This window comes from Enterobacter cloacae complex sp. ECL72 (assembly GCF_019056635.1).
Classification (GTDB): domain Bacteria; phylum Pseudomonadota; class Gammaproteobacteria; order Enterobacterales; family Enterobacteriaceae; genus Enterobacter; species Enterobacter hormaechei_C.
Map to the genome: position 1 here is coordinate 3,967,350 of NZ_CP077659.1, position 16,518 is coordinate 3,983,867.

At 55.4% G+C, this 16,518-nt stretch carries 14 protein-coding genes and 1 tRNA gene; 8 read left to right on the top strand and 7 right to left on the bottom strand.

The window, feature by feature from the left end; all coding sequences use genetic code 11:
- Positions 1-144: 144 nt before the first annotated feature.
- The 5 genes from dppA to KTH07_RS19160 form a co-directional block, all read right to left on the bottom strand.
- Positions 145-1,752: a dipeptide ABC transporter periplasmic-binding protein DppA gene (gene dppA, locus KTH07_RS19140; RefSeq protein ID WP_003860756.1), complete on the bottom strand. Its 1,608-nt coding sequence runs from the start codon at positions 1,750-1,752 to the stop codon at positions 145-147.
- Positions 1,753-2,373: 621 nt separating this feature from the next.
- Positions 2,374-2,450: transfer RNA gene (locus tag KTH07_RS19145), tRNA-Pro, on the bottom strand.
- A 91-nt stretch (positions 2,451-2,541) separates the two neighbouring features.
- Entirely contained in the window at positions 2,542-4,236 is a 1,695-nt protein-coding gene (eptB, locus tag KTH07_RS19150) for a kdo(2)-lipid A phosphoethanolamine 7''-transferase (RefSeq protein WP_017383570.1), read from the bottom strand.
- A 238-nt stretch (positions 4,237-4,474) separates the two neighbouring features.
- On the bottom strand, positions 4,475-5,677 hold the full coding sequence (locus KTH07_RS19155) for an MFS transporter (RefSeq protein WP_015569982.1): 1,203 nt from the start codon (positions 5,675-5,677) through the stop codon (positions 4,475-4,477).
- Between the two features lie 238 nt (positions 5,678-5,915).
- Complete coding sequence (locus KTH07_RS19160; protein WP_015569983.1) at positions 5,916-6,458, bottom strand: hypothetical protein; 543 nt, start codon at positions 6,456-6,458, stop codon at positions 5,916-5,918.
- 160 nt (positions 6,459-6,618) lie between these two features.
- On the opposite strand from KTH07_RS19160, the gene tag reads away from it, so the two are divergent.
- The gene (tag, locus tag KTH07_RS19165) at positions 6,619-7,200 is read left to right on the top strand and encodes a DNA-3-methyladenine glycosylase I (protein WP_017383572.1); all 582 of its coding nucleotides are present in this window, start codon (positions 6,619-6,621) and stop codon (positions 7,198-7,200) included.
- Entirely contained in the window at positions 7,178-7,618 is a 441-nt protein-coding gene (locus KTH07_RS19170; protein WP_015569985.1) for an N-acetyltransferase, read from the top strand. Before tag ends, KTH07_RS19170 begins: the two co-directional genes overlap by 23 nt.
- On the opposite strand, the gene KTH07_RS19175 is transcribed toward KTH07_RS19170, so the two are convergent.
- Positions 7,587-9,956 (bottom strand): molybdopterin guanine dinucleotide-containing S/N-oxide reductase, encoded by a 2,370-nt coding sequence (locus KTH07_RS19175; RefSeq protein ID WP_044488942.1) that lies wholly within the window; start codon positions 9,954-9,956, stop codon positions 7,587-7,589. The genes KTH07_RS19170 and KTH07_RS19175 overlap by 32 nt on opposite strands.
- 122 nt (positions 9,957-10,078) lie before the next feature.
- Between KTH07_RS19175 and KTH07_RS19180 the strand changes: the two genes are divergently transcribed.
- From KTH07_RS19180 to ghrB, 6 genes are all read left to right on the top strand, one after another.
- Positions 10,079-10,741, top strand: coding sequence for an OmpA family lipoprotein (locus KTH07_RS19180; RefSeq protein WP_015569987.1), 663 nt, complete (start codon positions 10,079-10,081; stop codon positions 10,739-10,741).
- 179 nt (positions 10,742-10,920) lie between these two features.
- A complete protein-coding gene (locus tag KTH07_RS19185) occupies positions 10,921-11,937 on the top strand; it encodes a LacI family DNA-binding transcriptional regulator (protein WP_015569988.1) in 1,017 nt (338 codons plus the stop codon).
- Positions 11,938-12,039: 102 nt separating this feature from the next.
- Positions 12,040-12,789, top strand: a complete 750-nt coding sequence (locus KTH07_RS19190; protein ID WP_015569989.1) for a sugar phosphate isomerase/epimerase — start codon at positions 12,040-12,042, stop codon at positions 12,787-12,789.
- Positions 12,790-12,792: 3 nt separating this feature from the next.
- The gene (locus KTH07_RS19195; protein ID WP_023302912.1) at positions 12,793-13,731 is read left to right on the top strand and encodes a sugar kinase; all 939 of its coding nucleotides are present in this window, start codon (positions 12,793-12,795) and stop codon (positions 13,729-13,731) included.
- Between the two features lie 117 nt (positions 13,732-13,848).
- Positions 13,849-15,129, top strand: a complete 1,281-nt coding sequence (locus KTH07_RS19200) for an MFS transporter (protein WP_023302911.1) — start codon at positions 13,849-13,851, stop codon at positions 15,127-15,129.
- Between the two features lie 27 nt (positions 15,130-15,156).
- The gene (ghrB, locus tag KTH07_RS19205) at positions 15,157-16,131 is read left to right on the top strand and encodes a glyoxylate/hydroxypyruvate reductase GhrB (protein WP_017694736.1); all 975 of its coding nucleotides are present in this window, start codon (positions 15,157-15,159) and stop codon (positions 16,129-16,131) included.
- 58 nt (positions 16,132-16,189) lie between these two features.
- Here the strand turns inward: ghrB and cspA are convergent, their stop codons facing one another.
- Positions 16,190-16,402 carry an RNA chaperone/antiterminator CspA gene (gene cspA / locus KTH07_RS19210; protein ID WP_003860775.1) on the bottom strand — a complete coding sequence of 71 codons (213 nt, stop codon included), beginning with the start codon at positions 16,400-16,402 and terminating at the stop codon, positions 16,190-16,192.
- Positions 16,403-16,518 lie beyond the last annotated feature (116 nt).

Sequence of the window (16,518 nt, forward strand, 5' to 3'; positions counted from 1 at the left end):
ATGACGCACGCCCAGTGGCGTGACGTCTGTATTGCTCACAAATGTAAATTCCCTCTCCCTGTGGGAGAGGGTTAGGATGAGGGGATGCATGCACGCCCCTCACCCCTGCCCTCTCCCACAGGGAGAGGGAGAACACCCTACTTATTATTCAACAGATACGTTTTCGAAGTGGTGTTTGCCCAGTGGATCAACCACGTAGCCCTTCACTTCTTTACGCACTGGCTCGTACACGGTGGAGTGAGCAACAATCAGCGCCGGGGCCTGATCGTGCATAACAACCTGCGCTTGCTTGTACAGTTCAATACGTTTGTTGTGATCGTCGGTCGCACGCGCCGGCTGGATCAGATCTTCAAACGGCTTGTAGCACCAGCGAGAGTAGTTGGAACCGTCTTTCGCTGCCGCACAGCTGAACAGGGTCGCGAAGAAGTTGTCCGGATCCCCGTTGTCGCCGGTCCAGCCCATCATGACCGCCTGGTGTTCGCCCGCTTTAGCGCGCTTCAGGTACTCGCCCCACTCGTAGGTCACAATTTTGGCCTGTACGCCAATCTTCGCCCAGTCAGCCTGAACCATTTCCGCCATACGACGTGCGTTCGGGTTGTAAGGACGCTGTACCGGCATCGCCCACAGCTCGACGGTGAAGCCTTTGTCCTGGCCCGCTTCTTTCAGCAGCGCTTTCGCTTTCTCAGGATCGTAGGTGTAGTCCTTAATGTCGTCGTTATAACCCCACATGGTTGGTGGGATCAGGTTCTTGGCCGCAACGCCCGCGCCCTGGTAAACGGCTTTGATGATCGCTTCTTTGTTCACCGCGTAAGTCAGCGCCTGACGCACTTTCACGTCATCGAACGGTTTCTTCTCGGTGTTGAAGGAGAGATAACCCACGTTCAGGCCCGCCTGCTCCAGCAGGTTGATATTTTTGTCCTGCTTCATGCGCGCGATGTCAGCCGGGTTTGGATACGGCATCACCTGACATTCGTTTTTCTGCAATTTTGCGTAACGCACGGATGCGTCAGGCGTGATGGAGAAGACCAGACGGTCGATCTGCGGCTTGGTACCCCAGTAGCCCGGGAAGGCTTTATACAGAATACGGGAATCTTTCTGGTACTGAAGCAGCTGGAACGGGCCGGTACCGATTGGGTTCAGGTCCACTTTTTCCGGGGTGCCGGCTTTCAGCATGTTGTCCGCGTACTCTTTAGAGAGAATCGAGGCGAAGTCCATCGCCAGGTCAGCCAGGAATGGCGCTTCCGGACGCGTCAGCACAAACTGAACGGTTTTATCGTCCACTTTTTTCACTTCAGCGATCAGGTCTGGCAGACCCATCCCTTCGAAGTATTCATAGCTGCCGCCAGACACTTTATGGTACGGGTTCTGGGCATTTTTCTGACGGTCGAAGGAGAACACAACGTCGTCGGCGTTAAAGTCGCGCGTAGGTTTAAATTCTTTGCTGTCCTGCCACTTCACGCCCTGGCGCAGGTGGAAGGTATAGGTTTTACCGTCTTCGCTGATATCCCACTTTTCAGCCAGGCCAGGAATTACTTCCGTGGTGCCGGTTTTAAATTCAACCAGACGGTTATAGATCGGTACAGAGCTTGCGTCGTAAGTCGTACCAGAGGTAAAGAGCTGTGGGTTAAAGCCTTCCGGAGAGCCTTCAGAACAGTAAACCAGGGTTTTTGCCTGTACGCTTGCTGCAACGGTCATGGCCACCAGGCTCAGACCAAGCTTCAGCATCCCTGACTTCTTCAAGGAAATACTCATTATTGTGCTCCAATGTGATGTTTTGCTTTGTTGTGTTACGCCGCCTGACCTTTATTTATTTTTTACCCGGTCCGGTCGGTGATGCCCGAAGGCGTTAAAAGGGATAGAGAATCCTTTCAGAAGAGCGTTTGAGTTGCAGCGCAGATCCTCCCTGAAATGCCCCTCGTGCCCTACAATCTGTCAACAGAATGTGAAAACGTCAATACAGGTGGCGGGGATTTACGTGGAGTGTGAGAAACCGCAAACAAAGATTAAAAAAACCCTGACCGTGAGTTTTCAGCAGAGAAATTTATGCTACTCGCCATGATGCAGCACAATTATCTTCATATTTCGCAACACTCAGTGATTAAGTTTTATTCAGAATGGGTAAATTTTCTTACAGAATGGTGATTATCTGAGCACTAAATACCGCGAACGTTAAAACGCACAGCGAAAAATGCTGAGGTTATCCATAAGCAACGCGAAAAAAGATCAAACTATATATAAAAAAATACAATGGATTATGTCACAAAACCGCAAGCAGGCAGGGGGAAGCAGGGCTAAGGGGTATTTTGAGGACTCGTGCGGGGTAACGCGTTAATGCAAAAAGGGCTAACCTTGCGGTTAGCCCTTTTTAGAATGTGGTCGGCGAGAGAGGATTCGAACCTCCGACCCACTGGTCCCAAACCAGTTGCGCTACCAAGCTGCGCTACTCGCCGAATGCGGAGCGCATCTTACTGCTGAGGTGCGCCCCCGTCAATCCCTTATTTTCAAAAAGCCATTCAACTGGCGATATTCTCGCCAGACCAGCTACTGCGCGGCTTTTGTGGTGTTATCAGGGAGTTTACACCAGTTGTTGTTTTCGTTAATCCCACCGTTCGGTGAGGTATAGCCGAGACAACCCATAATGGTGTCGTACAGCTCAACGTGACGACGCGGTACCTTGATCTCTGCCTGCTGTTTCAGATGGGCAAACATTTTGGCTTTGTCCGGGTTTTCCAGGTACTTATCCGACATCCACATGATCATCGGCACGCGGAACTGCTCAGGCGGGGCCAGCTTACGCGGCGTGCCGTGTAAATGCTCTTTCTCGTTGATGGACTCGCCGTGGTCGGCCGCGTAAATCACAATCGCTTTCTTATCGCGAAGCTGGTCGATCACCCGGCTGAGGAAGGTATCCACATACAGAATCGAGTTATCATAGGCATTGATCAGCTCCTGCTTGCTACAGTTCTTGTTAATGCCGACGCACTCAGGCGTCCATTTGGCGAAATCGCGCGTGTAACGCTGATAGTAGCTGTAGTGTGAACCTTTGGTATGCAGAACAATAAGGTGCTTACCCTGCGGATGGTTTTTCAGCGACTGTTCCATCTCAGAGAGCAGCAGCATATCATCAACGTTCTTTCCGCGGTTACGCGGCTCGGCGCCAATCTGCTCGCGGTAGGCGATGTTATCCGCCATGGTGTTGGTGTAGAACCACATCTCACTTTGCATGGCGAACAGATCGGAGCTAAATCCAAGCTGCTTCAGAACAGCAAACACGTTTTGCTCTTTGAGAGTGCGCTGAGGATTATCACTCGCACCGCCCTCACGAACAAACATACAGCGCAACGAAAGCTTCGTGGCGGTATCGCAGGAGTAGCCGCGGTATGCCACCAGGTTCTTTTCCTGCGCCAGTTTCGGGGTGGTATCGCGGTCATAACCGAGAATACCCATATGATCCCAGCGCGTCGTTTCGCCGATAACGAAGACCACGTAAGTATCATCCAGTCCGTCAGCCGGAGCCTGGTAGGTGAACTTTTTGGTCGGGTTAATCAGCGATTTCACATCGCTGGATTCGTCCGCCTGAGCCCAGGCATAGAGACCTAGCGCCGACAGCCAGTTAGACGGCAGATACGAGTTAGCCACCACGCCGCCGTAGCTTGGCATATCTACGCCTGTCGCTTTTTCGATCCGCTTTTGCTGTTTTTCCATCAGGCGAATAGGCGCCCATACCAGCAGACCCGCCAGAAGAACGACGGCGACGTTGCGGATGCGTTGCCCACGGGTACGCAGCTGGCGTAACAGGGTATAGCGACAGGTATTACTCCAGATAAAGAAGAGCGGGATCAGGCAGGTCAAAATCGTCCACATGATGAACCCTTGCCCCACTACCTCTTTCGAGAGGTCGATGTCCGTGGTCATCACCGAGGCCACAATACCGTAGCCAATGACCACATTCATGAATGTCATGTAATAGCTTGCGGCGGCAGAGATAATCACCACCAGCGAGGCCAGAACCTGCCATGTACGTCTGCCAAAAAGCGAGAGCAGACGTAGCAGGAAGAAGGTTGCCAGAATTGAGCCAAACACTTCAATCGCGGCGAAAATCCCGTTTCTTACGGTGAGGTGTTCAAAATAACCTTCCACTCTTCTGAACAGCACCGCGCCATTCAGAAACAAACCGATATAGACAGCCAGCATCAGACACAATCTTTGCTGGGTAAGAGACCTGATATATTTCATGCAAACAACCCTGGGGGAAGGGGTATAAAGACCCGCCGAATCTCATTGAGAAAGCAGACAGAGTAAGTAGGTGCGAGATAAACCGTTATCAGAAACGTCTACAAGCGCGATAAGTAGACCACAGCGAGGAAGAAAAGTGGCAGCAGAGAATGTGAATCGATGAGAATTTTTACAAAATAACAAGTCCGGAAGTGATATTGCGATAAAAAAAGAGGCCCTGCGGCCCCTTTTTATCGAATCATGCATGCGCTTCTTTATAGACCTCGCGTTGCGGCTGACGAATCGTGGTGGACAGCGCCAGTGAAATAATCAACAAGGCAAATATCACGCAGAATGTCACGTAGAAGCCACCAAACAGCGAGGCAATCAGCGACCCGCAAATACTGCCGATACCGAAGCCGAGATAAATCACACCGTAGTTTTTCGCCAGATTGTTCAGGCCGAAGAACTCGCTCACCAGCGACGGGAAGACGGTAATGGTACCGCCAAAGTTAAAGGCTACGCAGGCTATCGCCGCAAAGAATGTCGCTTCGTTCAGCGGTGCAAACAGCAGCGCCGCCATGCCCACCAGAGAGATGACCTGCCCCAGCGTAATCACGCGGATGCGGGCGATTTTGTCAGACAGGATACCGAGCACCAGACGACCCGAGAGGTTAGCAATGGAGATGACCGTTACCGCGTTCGCCGCCGTCGCCGCGTCCAGTTTCACCATTCCCTGCGCGATATCTTTCGCCACGCCGATGACATACAGACCGCTCATGCAGGCCGTCAGGAACATCACCGCCAGCATCCAGTACTGCGGTTTACGCATGGACTGTGCAAGGGTGAAATCATTCTCCACCACACCGTTAACGGTTTTCACTTCCTGCTGCGGCGCGTCTTTCATCAGCGTTGCGCCGAAGAGGATCATCACCAGCACAATCACGCCCCAGATCATAAAGGTTTTCTCAAGCCCCACCGAGGCCAGCAGATGCGCATCGATGAATTTGAAGCCAAGGCTGCCCAGGCCATATGAACCAATGGCAAACGCGGAGATAAGCCCTTTACGCTCCGGGAACCACTTCACGCAGTTAGACAGCGTCAGCAGGTAACCTGCCCCGTCCGCCAGCCCCACCAGCACCCCGGCGCTCAGCCACAGCATCATCAGGTTGTCGGAATATGCCGTCAGGAAGAAGCCCACGCCCAGCAAGATCCCGGAGGCCATGGTTACACGCTTCACGCCGAAGCGCTCCTGAAGTTTGCCCGCCACGGAAGAGGAAATTGCTAACCCAAGACTCAGCAAGCCGAAGGAGAACGCCACCTGGCTTATCGGCGCGCCGATCTTATCAGACAGGGCGCTGTTAAACAGGCTCCAGGTATAGACCGATCCCAGTGCGAACTGGGTAACGATGGTGCCGAATAGCGTCAGCCAACGCGTGCGGTTATAAGTTGATGTGTTCATGGCAGTGTCCTGCAAGATAAATTAAGGAAATTCGCTGAGGACACGATAAACAAAACCCCATAACACCAGGGGTAAAACGGCATGAAATGCAGGAGAAACGGAATGAAATGCCTGGAAGCGGGAATGAATGACCTTGCCGGAGAAGAAAAAGCTCAAAGGTGAGCGATCACTATCGCTACAGTCCCTGCCGTTATTGTATTAAATATGTTACCGCAGCGTTTAAAAAAGTGACAACCCTTTAAAATTTGGCGCTCAATCCCAGCGTATATAAATATTCTTCTTCAGTTTGCTGGTTATAGCTGATCTTCGCCCAGGGGTGTAAATCACCATACTGCGTATCGACACGCCACCCCAATGAGTTCACGCTGGCATGCCAGAGTGGATCGGTAAGCGACTGCGTGGTGGTTGTATCCTCAAACGCATTCACTGGTGCGGAGGGAGCGCCATCAGTGCGCCACGCCATTACGGGCCCGGTGGTGAAATGTCCCGCCACGGGAAAATTCCAGCCAACGCTCAGAACGGTTTCCGCATCTGAACCGGATGGGTCGTTCAGGGTAAACCCCGCAGCATTCTGCGTGCGGTTAATACGCTCCGCGAGAATATCTTCATAACGAGGTTGGTGATCGGCGTCCCATGTATAGCGTTCCATCGTATTACTTTGAGCATCTGAAACGATATATTCCTGTTGCCACGCAAAAGCGGTGTTACAAAAAAGCAGGCAGACTGAAACACCCACCAGGCCAGAAGCAGCATGGCGACCACTGATTTTTTTTATCATCATCAAAGCGACTCCAGAAAGAGCCGAGTTCGGCGATATATGTCATTGTTCGAAGAGGTATTAGGGCGTATAGCCCTGTATTAACTATTGTCTCTTTAGCAGACACGTCAAGCCGGGCAGATTGAAATTTTTGCGTTTACCGTATCAGGAAGGGAGATGACCTATGCAACGTTGCGGCTGGGTAAGCCAGGATCAGCTTTATATCGATTATCACGACAAGGAATGGGGCGTACCGGAAACCGACGGTAAAAAACTGTTTGAAATGATTTGCCTTGAAGGCCAGCAGGCCGGACTGTCGTGGATCACCGTTCTGAAAAAGCGTGAGAACTATCGCAAAGCCTTCCACCAGTTCGATCCGGCTGCGGTTGCCGCCATGACCGACGACGACGTGGAAAGGCTGGTTCTGGATACCGGTATCATCCGCCATCGCGGTAAAATTCAGGCCATTATTGGTAACGCGCGTGCTTATCTGGCGATGGAGCAAAACGGCGAACCCTTCTCAGCATTCGTCTGGTCGTTTGTGGATAACGAGCCGAAGGTGACGCAGGCCGCCACGCTTGCAGAGATCCCAACGTCGACCCCCGCCTCAGATGCCCTGTCGAAAGCGCTGAAAAAACGCGGCTTTAAGTTTGTGGGCACCACCATCTGTTACTCCTTTATGCAGGCCTGCGGGCTGGTCAATGACCACATTACGGGCTGCTTCTGCCATCCGGAGGGCCACCATGATCCGCAAATGGCAAAGTGAGGACACCGCTCCGCTTTTGAGTCTGTGGCTGGAGAGCACCACCGAGGCGCATCCGTTTATCGACGCAAGTTACTGGCAAGCGAATGAAGCGGTAGTGCGGGATGAATACCTTCCCGCCGCCGAGACCTGGGTCTGGGAAGAAAACGGTACCCTGTGCGGTTTTATCAGCGTCATGCAGTTCCAGTTCGTGGGGGCGTTGTTTATCGCCCCGGCGTTCATCGGAAAGGGGATCGGGCGTGCGCTGCTGAACCACGTTCAGCAGCACTATCCGTATTTAACTCTGGAGGTGTATCAGAAAAACGTGCGGGCGGTGAATTTCTATCATGCTCAGGGTTTTCGCATCGAAGACAGCGCCTGGCAGGATGATACCCAACACCCGACGTGGATCATGAGCTGGCAGGCGGATCAAACGCCGTAAGGGTAAGCGCCGGCCCCTCATATTTCTCCACCCATGCCAGCGCCGTATTCCCCGCGCAGCCATTCCCCAGCTTCGAGCTGGGGAGATCTTTGGTCAGCACGTTTACGGCGCCGTTCTTACAAATACCGCCCTCGTCCAGCGCCAGATCCGGCCATGCGCCCTGATGAATGCAGAAAACGCCAGGGCGGATCCCGTCACTCACCACGGCGCCTGCCAGCACCTGCCCGCGCGCGTTCCAGACCCGAACGAGGTCGCCGTGGTTAATCCCCCGCGCCTTTGCGTCATCGCTGTTCAGCGCAATCGGCTCACGACCCGCCACCGCATACTGCTCGCGCAAAGCCGAATAGTTGAGCTGGCTGTGCAGACGATGGGCGGGATGGGCAGACAGCAGCTGAAGCTGCCCCGGCTGCGCATTGCCATGCCATTCGTCCGGCTCCAGCCACGCCGGATGTGGCGGACAGTCCGCGTAGCCAAAGCTGGCGATGCGTTCGCTGTAGATCACAATCTTCCCGCTTTCGGTTTTTAGCGGGTGATTCTCCGGATCGCGACGGAAGTCAGCAAAGCGCACAAACCGCGCATTCTGCTCGCTTTCCGGCATTTCGAAGAGTTGATTCGCCTCCCAGAACTCAGCGAATGGCGGCAGCGTCACGCCCTGCGCAGCCCCGCGCTGGCTGGCAATCTGGTAAAACGTTTCCAGCCATTGCAGATCGGTTTTGCCCTCGGTGAAACGCTCCCGACCGCCCGCTTCCCACATTTCACTCAGGTCGGCAAAGACATCAAAATCATCCCGCGCTTCATCCCGGGGAGCCACGACGCGCTTCATCGGCACCATATGCTGATTGCTGTAATCCCCCGTCATGGTGAGATCGTTACGCTCGAACGAGGTCGTGGCGGGCAAAACGATATCGGCATGTTTCGCTGACGCGGTCCAGAAGCACTCCGAGATCACCACCAGCTCCGGTTTCTGCCAGGCGCGGATCAGGCGGTTAGTATCCTGGTGATGGGTGAAGTTGGCCCCACCCGCCCACCAGACAAACTTAATATCCGGGAAATGCCGATCCTGGCCGTTGTGCTGATAAAACCCGCCTGGGTTCTCCAGGGCTTCAACAATGCGTGCCACCGGAATTTTATCTACCGCGTCCACGCCACCCTGCACTGAGCCCTGCATGGAGGCCAGCACCGCGGCTTTTCGCGTCGGGTTGCCGCCGTTAGCAAAGTGATAGGAAAGCCCAAAACCGCCGCCGGGTGTGCCAATCTGCCCGAGCATCGCGGCGAGCGTCACCAGCATCCAGTGCTTCTGCTCGCCAAACTGCTGGCGCTGCATCCCCCAGCCGGACATGAGCATCGTGACACGGCTATGGAATAACGTCGCCAGTTCGCGGATTTTAACGGCATCAACGCCACAAATCGCCGCAGCCCACTCTGCGGTTTTGGCGATACCGTCGGTTTGTCCCGTCAGGTAGTCGGCAAATTTATCGAAGCCCGTGGTGCAGCGCGCCAGAAATTCCGTATCGTGCCAGCCGTTCTCCACCAGGGTGTGGGCGATGCCCAGCATCATCGCCACGTCGGTGCCCATATGCGGCGCGATCCACTCGGCGCTGTCGCCGAAGAAATCCAGCGTTTCAGAACGCATCGGATCGATACAGATGATGCGCTTGCCGCTTTTGCGCAGCGCATCAAAGTAGGAAACGCCCTGCTCGTCGGACGCATTCCAGGCAATTTTCAGGGTATTGAGCGGGTTGGCGCTCCAGAGCACCACCACCTCCGCATGCTCCAGCACCAGCGGCCAGCTGGTCTGCTGCTGATAAACCTCATTCCCGCCCACGACATACGGCATGATTGCCTGCGCCGCGCCGGTCGAGTAATCGCCCAGATGGCCGGTGTATCCTCCGGCCAGGCTCATATAGCGTTGCAGCAGGGTTGCGGCCTTATGCAGCACGCCGTTCGAGCGCCAGCCATAGGAGCCGGCAAAAATGGACGACGGGCCATAGCTGTCGCGAATGCGTTTATGCTGGGTATGGATCAGCGCCAGCGCGTCGTCCCAGCTCACGCGTACGAACTCATCCTGCCCACGAATACCCTGCGGCTTATCCGGTGACGCCAGAAAGCCTTTACGCACCATCGGCCAGCGGACGCGGGTTTTACTGTGTACCTGATCGCGAACGACGGTCTGTAAAGAGTTGAGATGGCGCGAAGGCAAAGCCCCGCGAGACGACAGCACAGTGTCGCCATCGGTTTCGACCAGCATCGGCCCCCAGTGGGCGGCGGTCAGAATGGTTTTTGTTGAGGTGCTCAAAGCGTGCGCTCCTGGTTGCGTGCAGGTGTTTCGGCCTTTCATTGAGGCAGTTTATCGTTTGTGACAAATTTCAGAGTTATACACTGAATTTTCTCCGTATCCGGACGTCATAATCCACTGCCACGTCCATCGTGGCAAAGAATAAAAAGGATTAAGGAAATAAGATGAAAAAACGCGTACTCGTTATTGCCGCTCTGGTGAGCGGCGCACTGGCTGTTTCTGGCTGCACAACCAACCCTTACACCGGTGAACGCGAAGCGGGCAAATCCGGCATTGGCGCGGGTATTGGTTCCCTGGTGGGCGCTGGCGTTGGCGCACTCTCCTCCTCCAAGAAAGATCGCGGCAAAGGTGCGCTGATTGGCGCAGCGGCAGGCGCAGCTCTGGGCGGCGGCGTGGGTTATTACATGGACGTGCAGGAAGCAAAACTGCGTGACAAAATGAAAGGTACGGGCGTGAGCGTGACGCGCAGCGGTGACAACATCATCCTGAACATGCCAAACAACGTGACCTTTGACAGCAGCAGCGCGACGCTGAAACCCGCAGGCGCAAACACCCTGACCGGCGTGGCCGCAGTGCTGAAAGAGTACAATAAAACTGCCGTGAACGTGATTGGCTACACCGACAGCACCGGCAGCCAGGATCTGAACATGCGTCTGTCCCAGCAGCGCGCCGATTCCGTGGCCAGCTCGCTGATCGCCCAGGGCGTAGAAGCGAACCGCATCCGCACCAGCGGCATGGGTCCGGCTAACCCGATCGCCAGCAACAGCACGGCGGAAGGCAAAGCGCAGAACCGCCGCGTTGAGATTACGTTAAGCCCGGTGCAGTAGTTAAAAGCAAAACGGCAACCCCGTTGCCGTTTTTAGTGTTTGCGCCCTCTCCCGTGGGAGAGGGTTGGGGTGAGGACATCAGACCGCAACCTCCGGTAAGCGCAGCGCCACCCGGTAAATTGCTTGATTCGCCAGATTTTCCCGCTAAGGTATTCTCACTAAATTCAGGGAAATCAGCGATGATCAAACCAACCCGGGCCACCATCAGCGACGTGGCGAAAGCCGCCAAAACCGGTAAAACCAGCATTTCACGCTACCTCAACGGCGAGAAACACCTGCTTTCCGATGCGCTGCTGGCACGAATCGAACAGGCCATTGCCGATCTCGACTACCGTCCCAGCCTGATGGCGCGCGGCCTCAAGCGGGGCCGCACCCGTCTGATTGGCCTCATCATCGCCGATATCACCAACCCCTATTCCGTTAACGTCCTCAGCGGCATCGAAGCGGCGTGCCGTGAAAAAGGCTTTACCCCGCTGGTCTGTAACACCAATAACGAGGTTGATCAGGAGCTGCATTACCTCGATCTGCTGCGCAGCTATCAGGTGGAAGGGATTGTGGTGAATGCCGTCGGGATGCGAGAAGAGGGGCTAAATCGTCTGCAACAATCGTCTCTGCCAATGGTGCTTATTGACCGAAAAATCCCGGAATTTGCCTGCGATGTGGTCGGGCTGGATAACACCCAGGCGGCTACCACCGCCACTGAGCACCTGATTGAACAGGGCTTCGAAGCCATTTTATTCCTGAGCGAACCGCTGGGCATGGTTAACACCCGCCGCGACCGCCTGGCGGCATTTCGTGCCACGCTGGCGCGATATCCCGGCGTGATCGCCGAGAATGCCGAAATCCCCCTGCATGAAGCCGGGCAGCTGGATAATACCCTGCGCCAGTTCCATACCCGCCATCGGGGTATGCGCAAGGCGGTGATCTCCGCGAACGGGGCGCTGACGCTTCAGGTTGCCCGCTCGCTTAAACGCATTGGCCTGCACTGGGGCAGCGACATCGGCTTACTCGGCTTTGATGAACTGGAGTGGGCAGAACTTGCTGGCGTAGGCATCACCACCCTCAAACAACCCACCTGGCAGATCGGCTATGCCGCGGTTGAACAAGTGGTTCGCCGCATTGAAGGCACCCGCGACGCCGTACGCGAGCAGGTGTTTTCCGGCGAACTGATCGTTCGCGGCTCTACTGCCCGTTAATTTCCCCTTCGTGACAGCGATCATAAATTCAGCATCCCGATCTTTTCTTTGGAACCGGTTCCATCTAGCGTAATACTATCGATTACGCTCTGGAGTCAGGAAATGAGCAGGAAAATTATGGTGGTCACCGCCGCGTATGGTGCGGATCAGGTGCGACAGGCAGGCGGTCAACGGGCAATACTTCCCGTTATTGCCGGCGCAGGAGCTGATGGCGTTGAAATCCGCCGCGAGCTCTTCAGCAACGACGAGTTAATGGCCCTGCCTGCGCTCGGCGAGTCCATTGAACTGCTGGGTTTACTGGCGTGCTACTCCGCCCCGGCCCCCCTGTTTATGCCCGATGGCACCCTCAACACGGATCTCCCGCGCTACCTTAGCGAAGCCAGCGCCCTGAACGCGCTGTGGCTTAAAGTCTCGCTGGGTCATTTCAGCGACAAACAGCCGCTTGAAGCCCTGCGCGCACTGCTGGATGAAAGCGGCATGACGCTGGTGGTGGAAAACGACCAGACCGACTGCGGGCAGCTCGCGCCGATGCAGCGCTTCAAAGCCGCCTGCCGGGTAATGGCGCTGCCGGTCACGCTGACGTTCGATATGGGCAACTGGCTGTGGGTTGGCGACTCTCCGGAAGAGGCTGCACGTCAGCTGGCTCCCGCCGTGAGCTATATTCATGTGAAGTCCGCAGTCCCGCATAAGGCGCAGTTCCGCGCCGTCGCGCCGGATCAGACCGATTCTCGCTGGCGGGATCTGCTTAATCAACTCCCTGCCGATGCGCCACGCGGTATCGAATTTCCGCTGGAAGGGACGGATCTCACCGCCGTCACCCGCCATTACGTCAACCTGCTGCGCGAGGAGTAAACCATGCACAAGACGCTGGATGTCATCACCATTGGCGAGGCCATGGCGATGTTTGTCGCCACCGAAACGGGCGAGCTGAGCGCAGTGGAGCACTTCATTAAACGCGTGGCAGGTGCCGAGCTGAATGTTGCTACCGGACTTGCGCGGCTGGGGCTGAATGTCGGCTGGGTAAGCCGCGTGGGAAATGACAGCTTTGGCCATTTTATTCTCGACTCACTGAAAAAAGAGGGCATTGATGCCGCAGGCGTGACCCTCGACGGACGCTTTGCGACGGGCTTTCAGCTGAAATCTAAAGTTGAAAATGGAACCGATCCCATCGTGGAGTATTTCCGCAAAGGCTCAGCGGCAAGCCATCTCTCCGTGGATGATTATCACGCCGCGTATTTATCCTCCGCGCGCCACCTGCACCTGAGCGGCGTGGCGGCGGCGCTCTCGACCAGCTCGTACGATTTACTGGATCACGCGGCTTCGGCAATGAAAGCACAGGGCAAAACGATCTCTTTCGATCCTAACCTGCGCCCGGTGCTGTGGAAAAGCGAAGCGGAGATGGCTGAGAAACTAAACCGACTGGCGTTTCAGGCGGACTGGGTTCTGCCGGGCATAAAAGAGGGAATGATCCTCACTGGCGAAAGCACGCCCGAAGGCATTGCTGATTTTTACCTCAACAGAGGGGTAAAAGCCGTGGTGCTGAAAACCGGTGCCGACGGCGCATGGTTCAAAACTGCCGACGGTGAGCAAGGCGCTGTCGCTGCGGTAAAAGTCGACAACGTGGTCGATACCGTGGGCGCGGGCGATGGGTTTGCCGTCGGGGTCATCAGCGCCCTGCTGGAGGGCAAACCGCTGTCGCAGGCCGTGGCGCGAGGCAACAAAATTGGTTCGCTGGCGATTCAGGTGCAGGGCGACAGCGAAGGATTACCAACACGAGCAGAGCTCGGCGTCTAAATTCCCTCTCCCTGTGGGAGAGGGCCTGGGTGAGGGCAGCAATCCGCACCAGATAATTAAGCCACCGTGTACCCTACAGACAACGGCGGCAACAACCTCAACAACAGAGGCAAGCCTATGAACAGTTCGACCAATGCAGTAAAACGCTGGTGGTACATCATGCCAATCGTGTTTATCACGTACAGCCTGGCGTACCTGGATCGTGCCAACTTCAGTTTCGCATCCGCCGCCGGGATCAACGAAGACCTCGGGATCACCAAAGGGGTCTCCTCCCTGCTGGGTGCCCTCTTCTTCCTGGGTTATTTCTTCTTCCAGATCCCCGGCGCGATTTACGCTGAACGCCGCAGCGTGCGAAAGCTCATTTTCATCTGCCTGATCTTGTGGGGTGCCTGTGCTTCGCTTACTGGCGTGGTGAATAACATACCTGCTCTGGCGGCCATTCGCTTTATTCTCGGCGTGGTTGAGGCGGCCGTCATGCCAGCAATGCTGATTTACATCAGTAACTGGTTCACAAAATCTGAGCGTTCACGTGCTAATACGTTCCTGATACTCGGTAACCCGGTCACCGTGCTGTGGATGTCGGTGGTTTCCGGCTATCTGATCCAGTCCTTCGGCTGGCGCGAGATGTTCATCATCGAAGGGGTTCCCGCGATTATCTGGGCCTTCTGCTGGTGGGTGCTGGTGAAAGATAAGCCAGCCCAGGCGAAATGGCTTTCTGAGGACGAAAAAGCCGCACTCCAGGCACAGCTGGATAAAGAGCAGCAGGGGCTGAAAGCGGTGCGTAACTACGGCGAAGCCTTCCGCTCCCGGAATGTCATCCTGCTGTGCGCACAGTATTTTACCTGGAGCATTGGCGTGTACGGCTTTGTGCTGTGGCTGCCGTCGATTATCCGCAGCGGCGGTGAAAACCTTGGCATGGTGGAAGTGGGCTGGCTGTCATCCGTGCCTTACCTGGCTGCGACCATCGCGATGATTATCGTCTCCTGGGCATCGGACAAGCTGCAAAACCGTAAGCTGTTCGTCTGGCCACTGCTGCTGATCGCTGCTTTTGCCTTCATTGGCTCCTGGGCCGTAGGCGCAAACCACTTCTGGGTCTCGTACACTCTGCTGGTGATTGCGGGTGCGGCCATGTATGCCCCGTATGGTCCGTTCTTTGCCATCATCCCGGAAATGCTGCCGCGTAACGTCGCAGGGGGCGCGATGGCGTTGATCAACAGTATGGGCGCGCTGGGTTCGTTCTTTGGCTCGTGGTTTGTGGGCTATCTGAACGGCACCACCGGCAGCCCGTCGGCCTCTTACATCTTTATGGGGGTGGCGCTTTTTGCCTCGGTATGGCTTACTTTGATTGTTAAGCCTGCTAATAATCAACAGCTACCCGTCGGCGCACGCCACGCCTGAATCCTTTTAAAATCAACGGAGATTAGCATGAAGCCGTCCGTCATTTTGTACAAAGCACTGCCTGAAGATCTGCAAAAACGCCTGGAGGAACACTTTACCGTTACCCGGGTAAAGAACCTCAGCCCGGAAACCGTGGCGCAGCACGCCGACGCGTTTGCCAGCGCCGAGGGCCTGCTGGGTTCGAGCGAAAAGGTGGATGCAGCGCTGCTGGAGAAAATGCCGAAGCTTCGTGCTACCTCAACCGTTTCGGTGGGATACGACAATTTCGACGTGGATGCGCTAAACGCACGCAACATCCTGCTGATGCACACGCCGCATGCCCTGACGGAAACCGTCGCCGACACGCTGATGGCGCTGGTGCTCAGCACCGCCCGTCGCGTGGTGGAAGTGGCCGAGCGCGTGAAAGCGGGCGAATGGACGAAAAGCATTGGCCCGGACTGGTTCGGCGTGGACGTTCATGGCAAAACGCTGGGGATTGTTGGGATGGGCCGTATCGGTCTGGCGCTGGCACAGCGCGCGCATTTTGGCTTCAACATGCCCATCCTGTATAACGCACGCCGTCACCACAGTGAAGCTGAAGAACGTTTCAACGCCCGCTACTGCGAGCTTGATACGCTGTTGCGGGAAGCCGACTTTGTCTGCCTGATCCTGCCGCTGACGGATGAAACGCGTCATCTCATCGGCAAAGCGGCCTTTGAAAAGATGAAGAAGTCGGCCATTTTCATCAACGCGGGTCGTGGTCCGGTGGTCGATGAGAAGGCGCTGATTGAGGCCCTGCAAAACGGTGAGATCCACGCAGCCGGTCTGGACGTGTTTGAACAGGAGCCGCTGCCGGTGGATTCTCCGCTACTGACCATGCCGAACGTCGTCGCCCTGCCCCACATCGGCTCTGCCACTCATGAAACACGCTACAATATGGCGGCGACCGCCGTGGATAATCTGATTGCCGCGCTCGGCGGTAAAGTGGATAAGAACTGCGTTAACCCGCAGATACAACAGTAGATACGAAAAAACCCGCCAGAAGGCGGGTTTTTGAATTTTGTGCTACTGGGTTGGAAGCTTACAGGCTTACAACGTTACCAGCTGCTGGGCCTTTAGCGCCGCTTTCGATGGTGAAGGAAACTTTCTGACCTTCATCCAGAGATTTGTAGCCATCGTTCTGGATAGCAGAGAAGTGTACGAACACGTCTTTAGAGCCATCGTCAGGAGTGATGAAGCCGAAACCTTTATCAGCGTTGAACCATTTTACCAGACCAGTCATTTTAGCAGACATAGAAATTACCTTATTAACAAATATATTGTGCCTTCCGGCTTGATGGATTGCGTTACAGATTTTTAAGCGATGAAGGAAGGGTCACTACGAAGGGTATCTATGGATAACAATCTGGA

Bases quoted from the DNA above. Each gene is read 5' to 3' on its own strand.
- dppA (WP_003860756.1), bottom strand. From the start codon at position 1,752: ATGAGTATTTCCTTGAAGAAGTCAGGGATGCTGAAGCTTGGTCTGAGC.
- eptB (WP_017383570.1), bottom strand. From the start codon at position 4,236: ATGAAATATATCAGGTCTCTTACCCAGCAAAGATTGTGTCTGATGCTG.
- KTH07_RS19155 (WP_015569982.1), bottom strand. From the start codon at position 5,677: ATGAACACATCAACTTATAACCGCACGCGTTGGCTGACGCTATTCGGC.
- KTH07_RS19160 (WP_015569983.1), bottom strand. From the start codon at position 6,458: ATGATGATAAAAAAAATCAGTGGTCGCCATGCTGCTTCTGGCCTGGTG.
- tag (WP_017383572.1), top strand. From the start codon at position 6,619: ATGCAACGTTGCGGCTGGGTAAGCCAGGATCAGCTTTATATCGATTAT.
- KTH07_RS19170 (WP_015569985.1), top strand. From the start codon at position 7,178: ATGATCCGCAAATGGCAAAGTGAGGACACCGCTCCGCTTTTGAGTCTG.
- KTH07_RS19175 (WP_044488942.1), bottom strand. From the start codon at position 9,956: ATGAAAGGCCGAAACACCTGCACGCAACCAGGAGCGCACGCTTTGAGC.
- KTH07_RS19180 (WP_015569987.1), top strand. From the start codon at position 10,079: ATGAAAAAACGCGTACTCGTTATTGCCGCTCTGGTGAGCGGCGCACTG.
- KTH07_RS19185 (WP_015569988.1), top strand. From the start codon at position 10,921: ATGATCAAACCAACCCGGGCCACCATCAGCGACGTGGCGAAAGCCGCC.
- KTH07_RS19190 (WP_015569989.1), top strand. From the start codon at position 12,040: ATGAGCAGGAAAATTATGGTGGTCACCGCCGCGTATGGTGCGGATCAG.
- KTH07_RS19195 (WP_023302912.1), top strand. From the start codon at position 12,793: ATGCACAAGACGCTGGATGTCATCACCATTGGCGAGGCCATGGCGATG.
- KTH07_RS19200 (WP_023302911.1), top strand. From the start codon at position 13,849: ATGAACAGTTCGACCAATGCAGTAAAACGCTGGTGGTACATCATGCCA.
- ghrB (WP_017694736.1), top strand. From the start codon at position 15,157: ATGAAGCCGTCCGTCATTTTGTACAAAGCACTGCCTGAAGATCTGCAA.
- cspA (WP_003860775.1), bottom strand. From the start codon at position 16,402: ATGTCTGCTAAAATGACTGGTCTGGTAAAATGGTTCAACGCTGATAAA.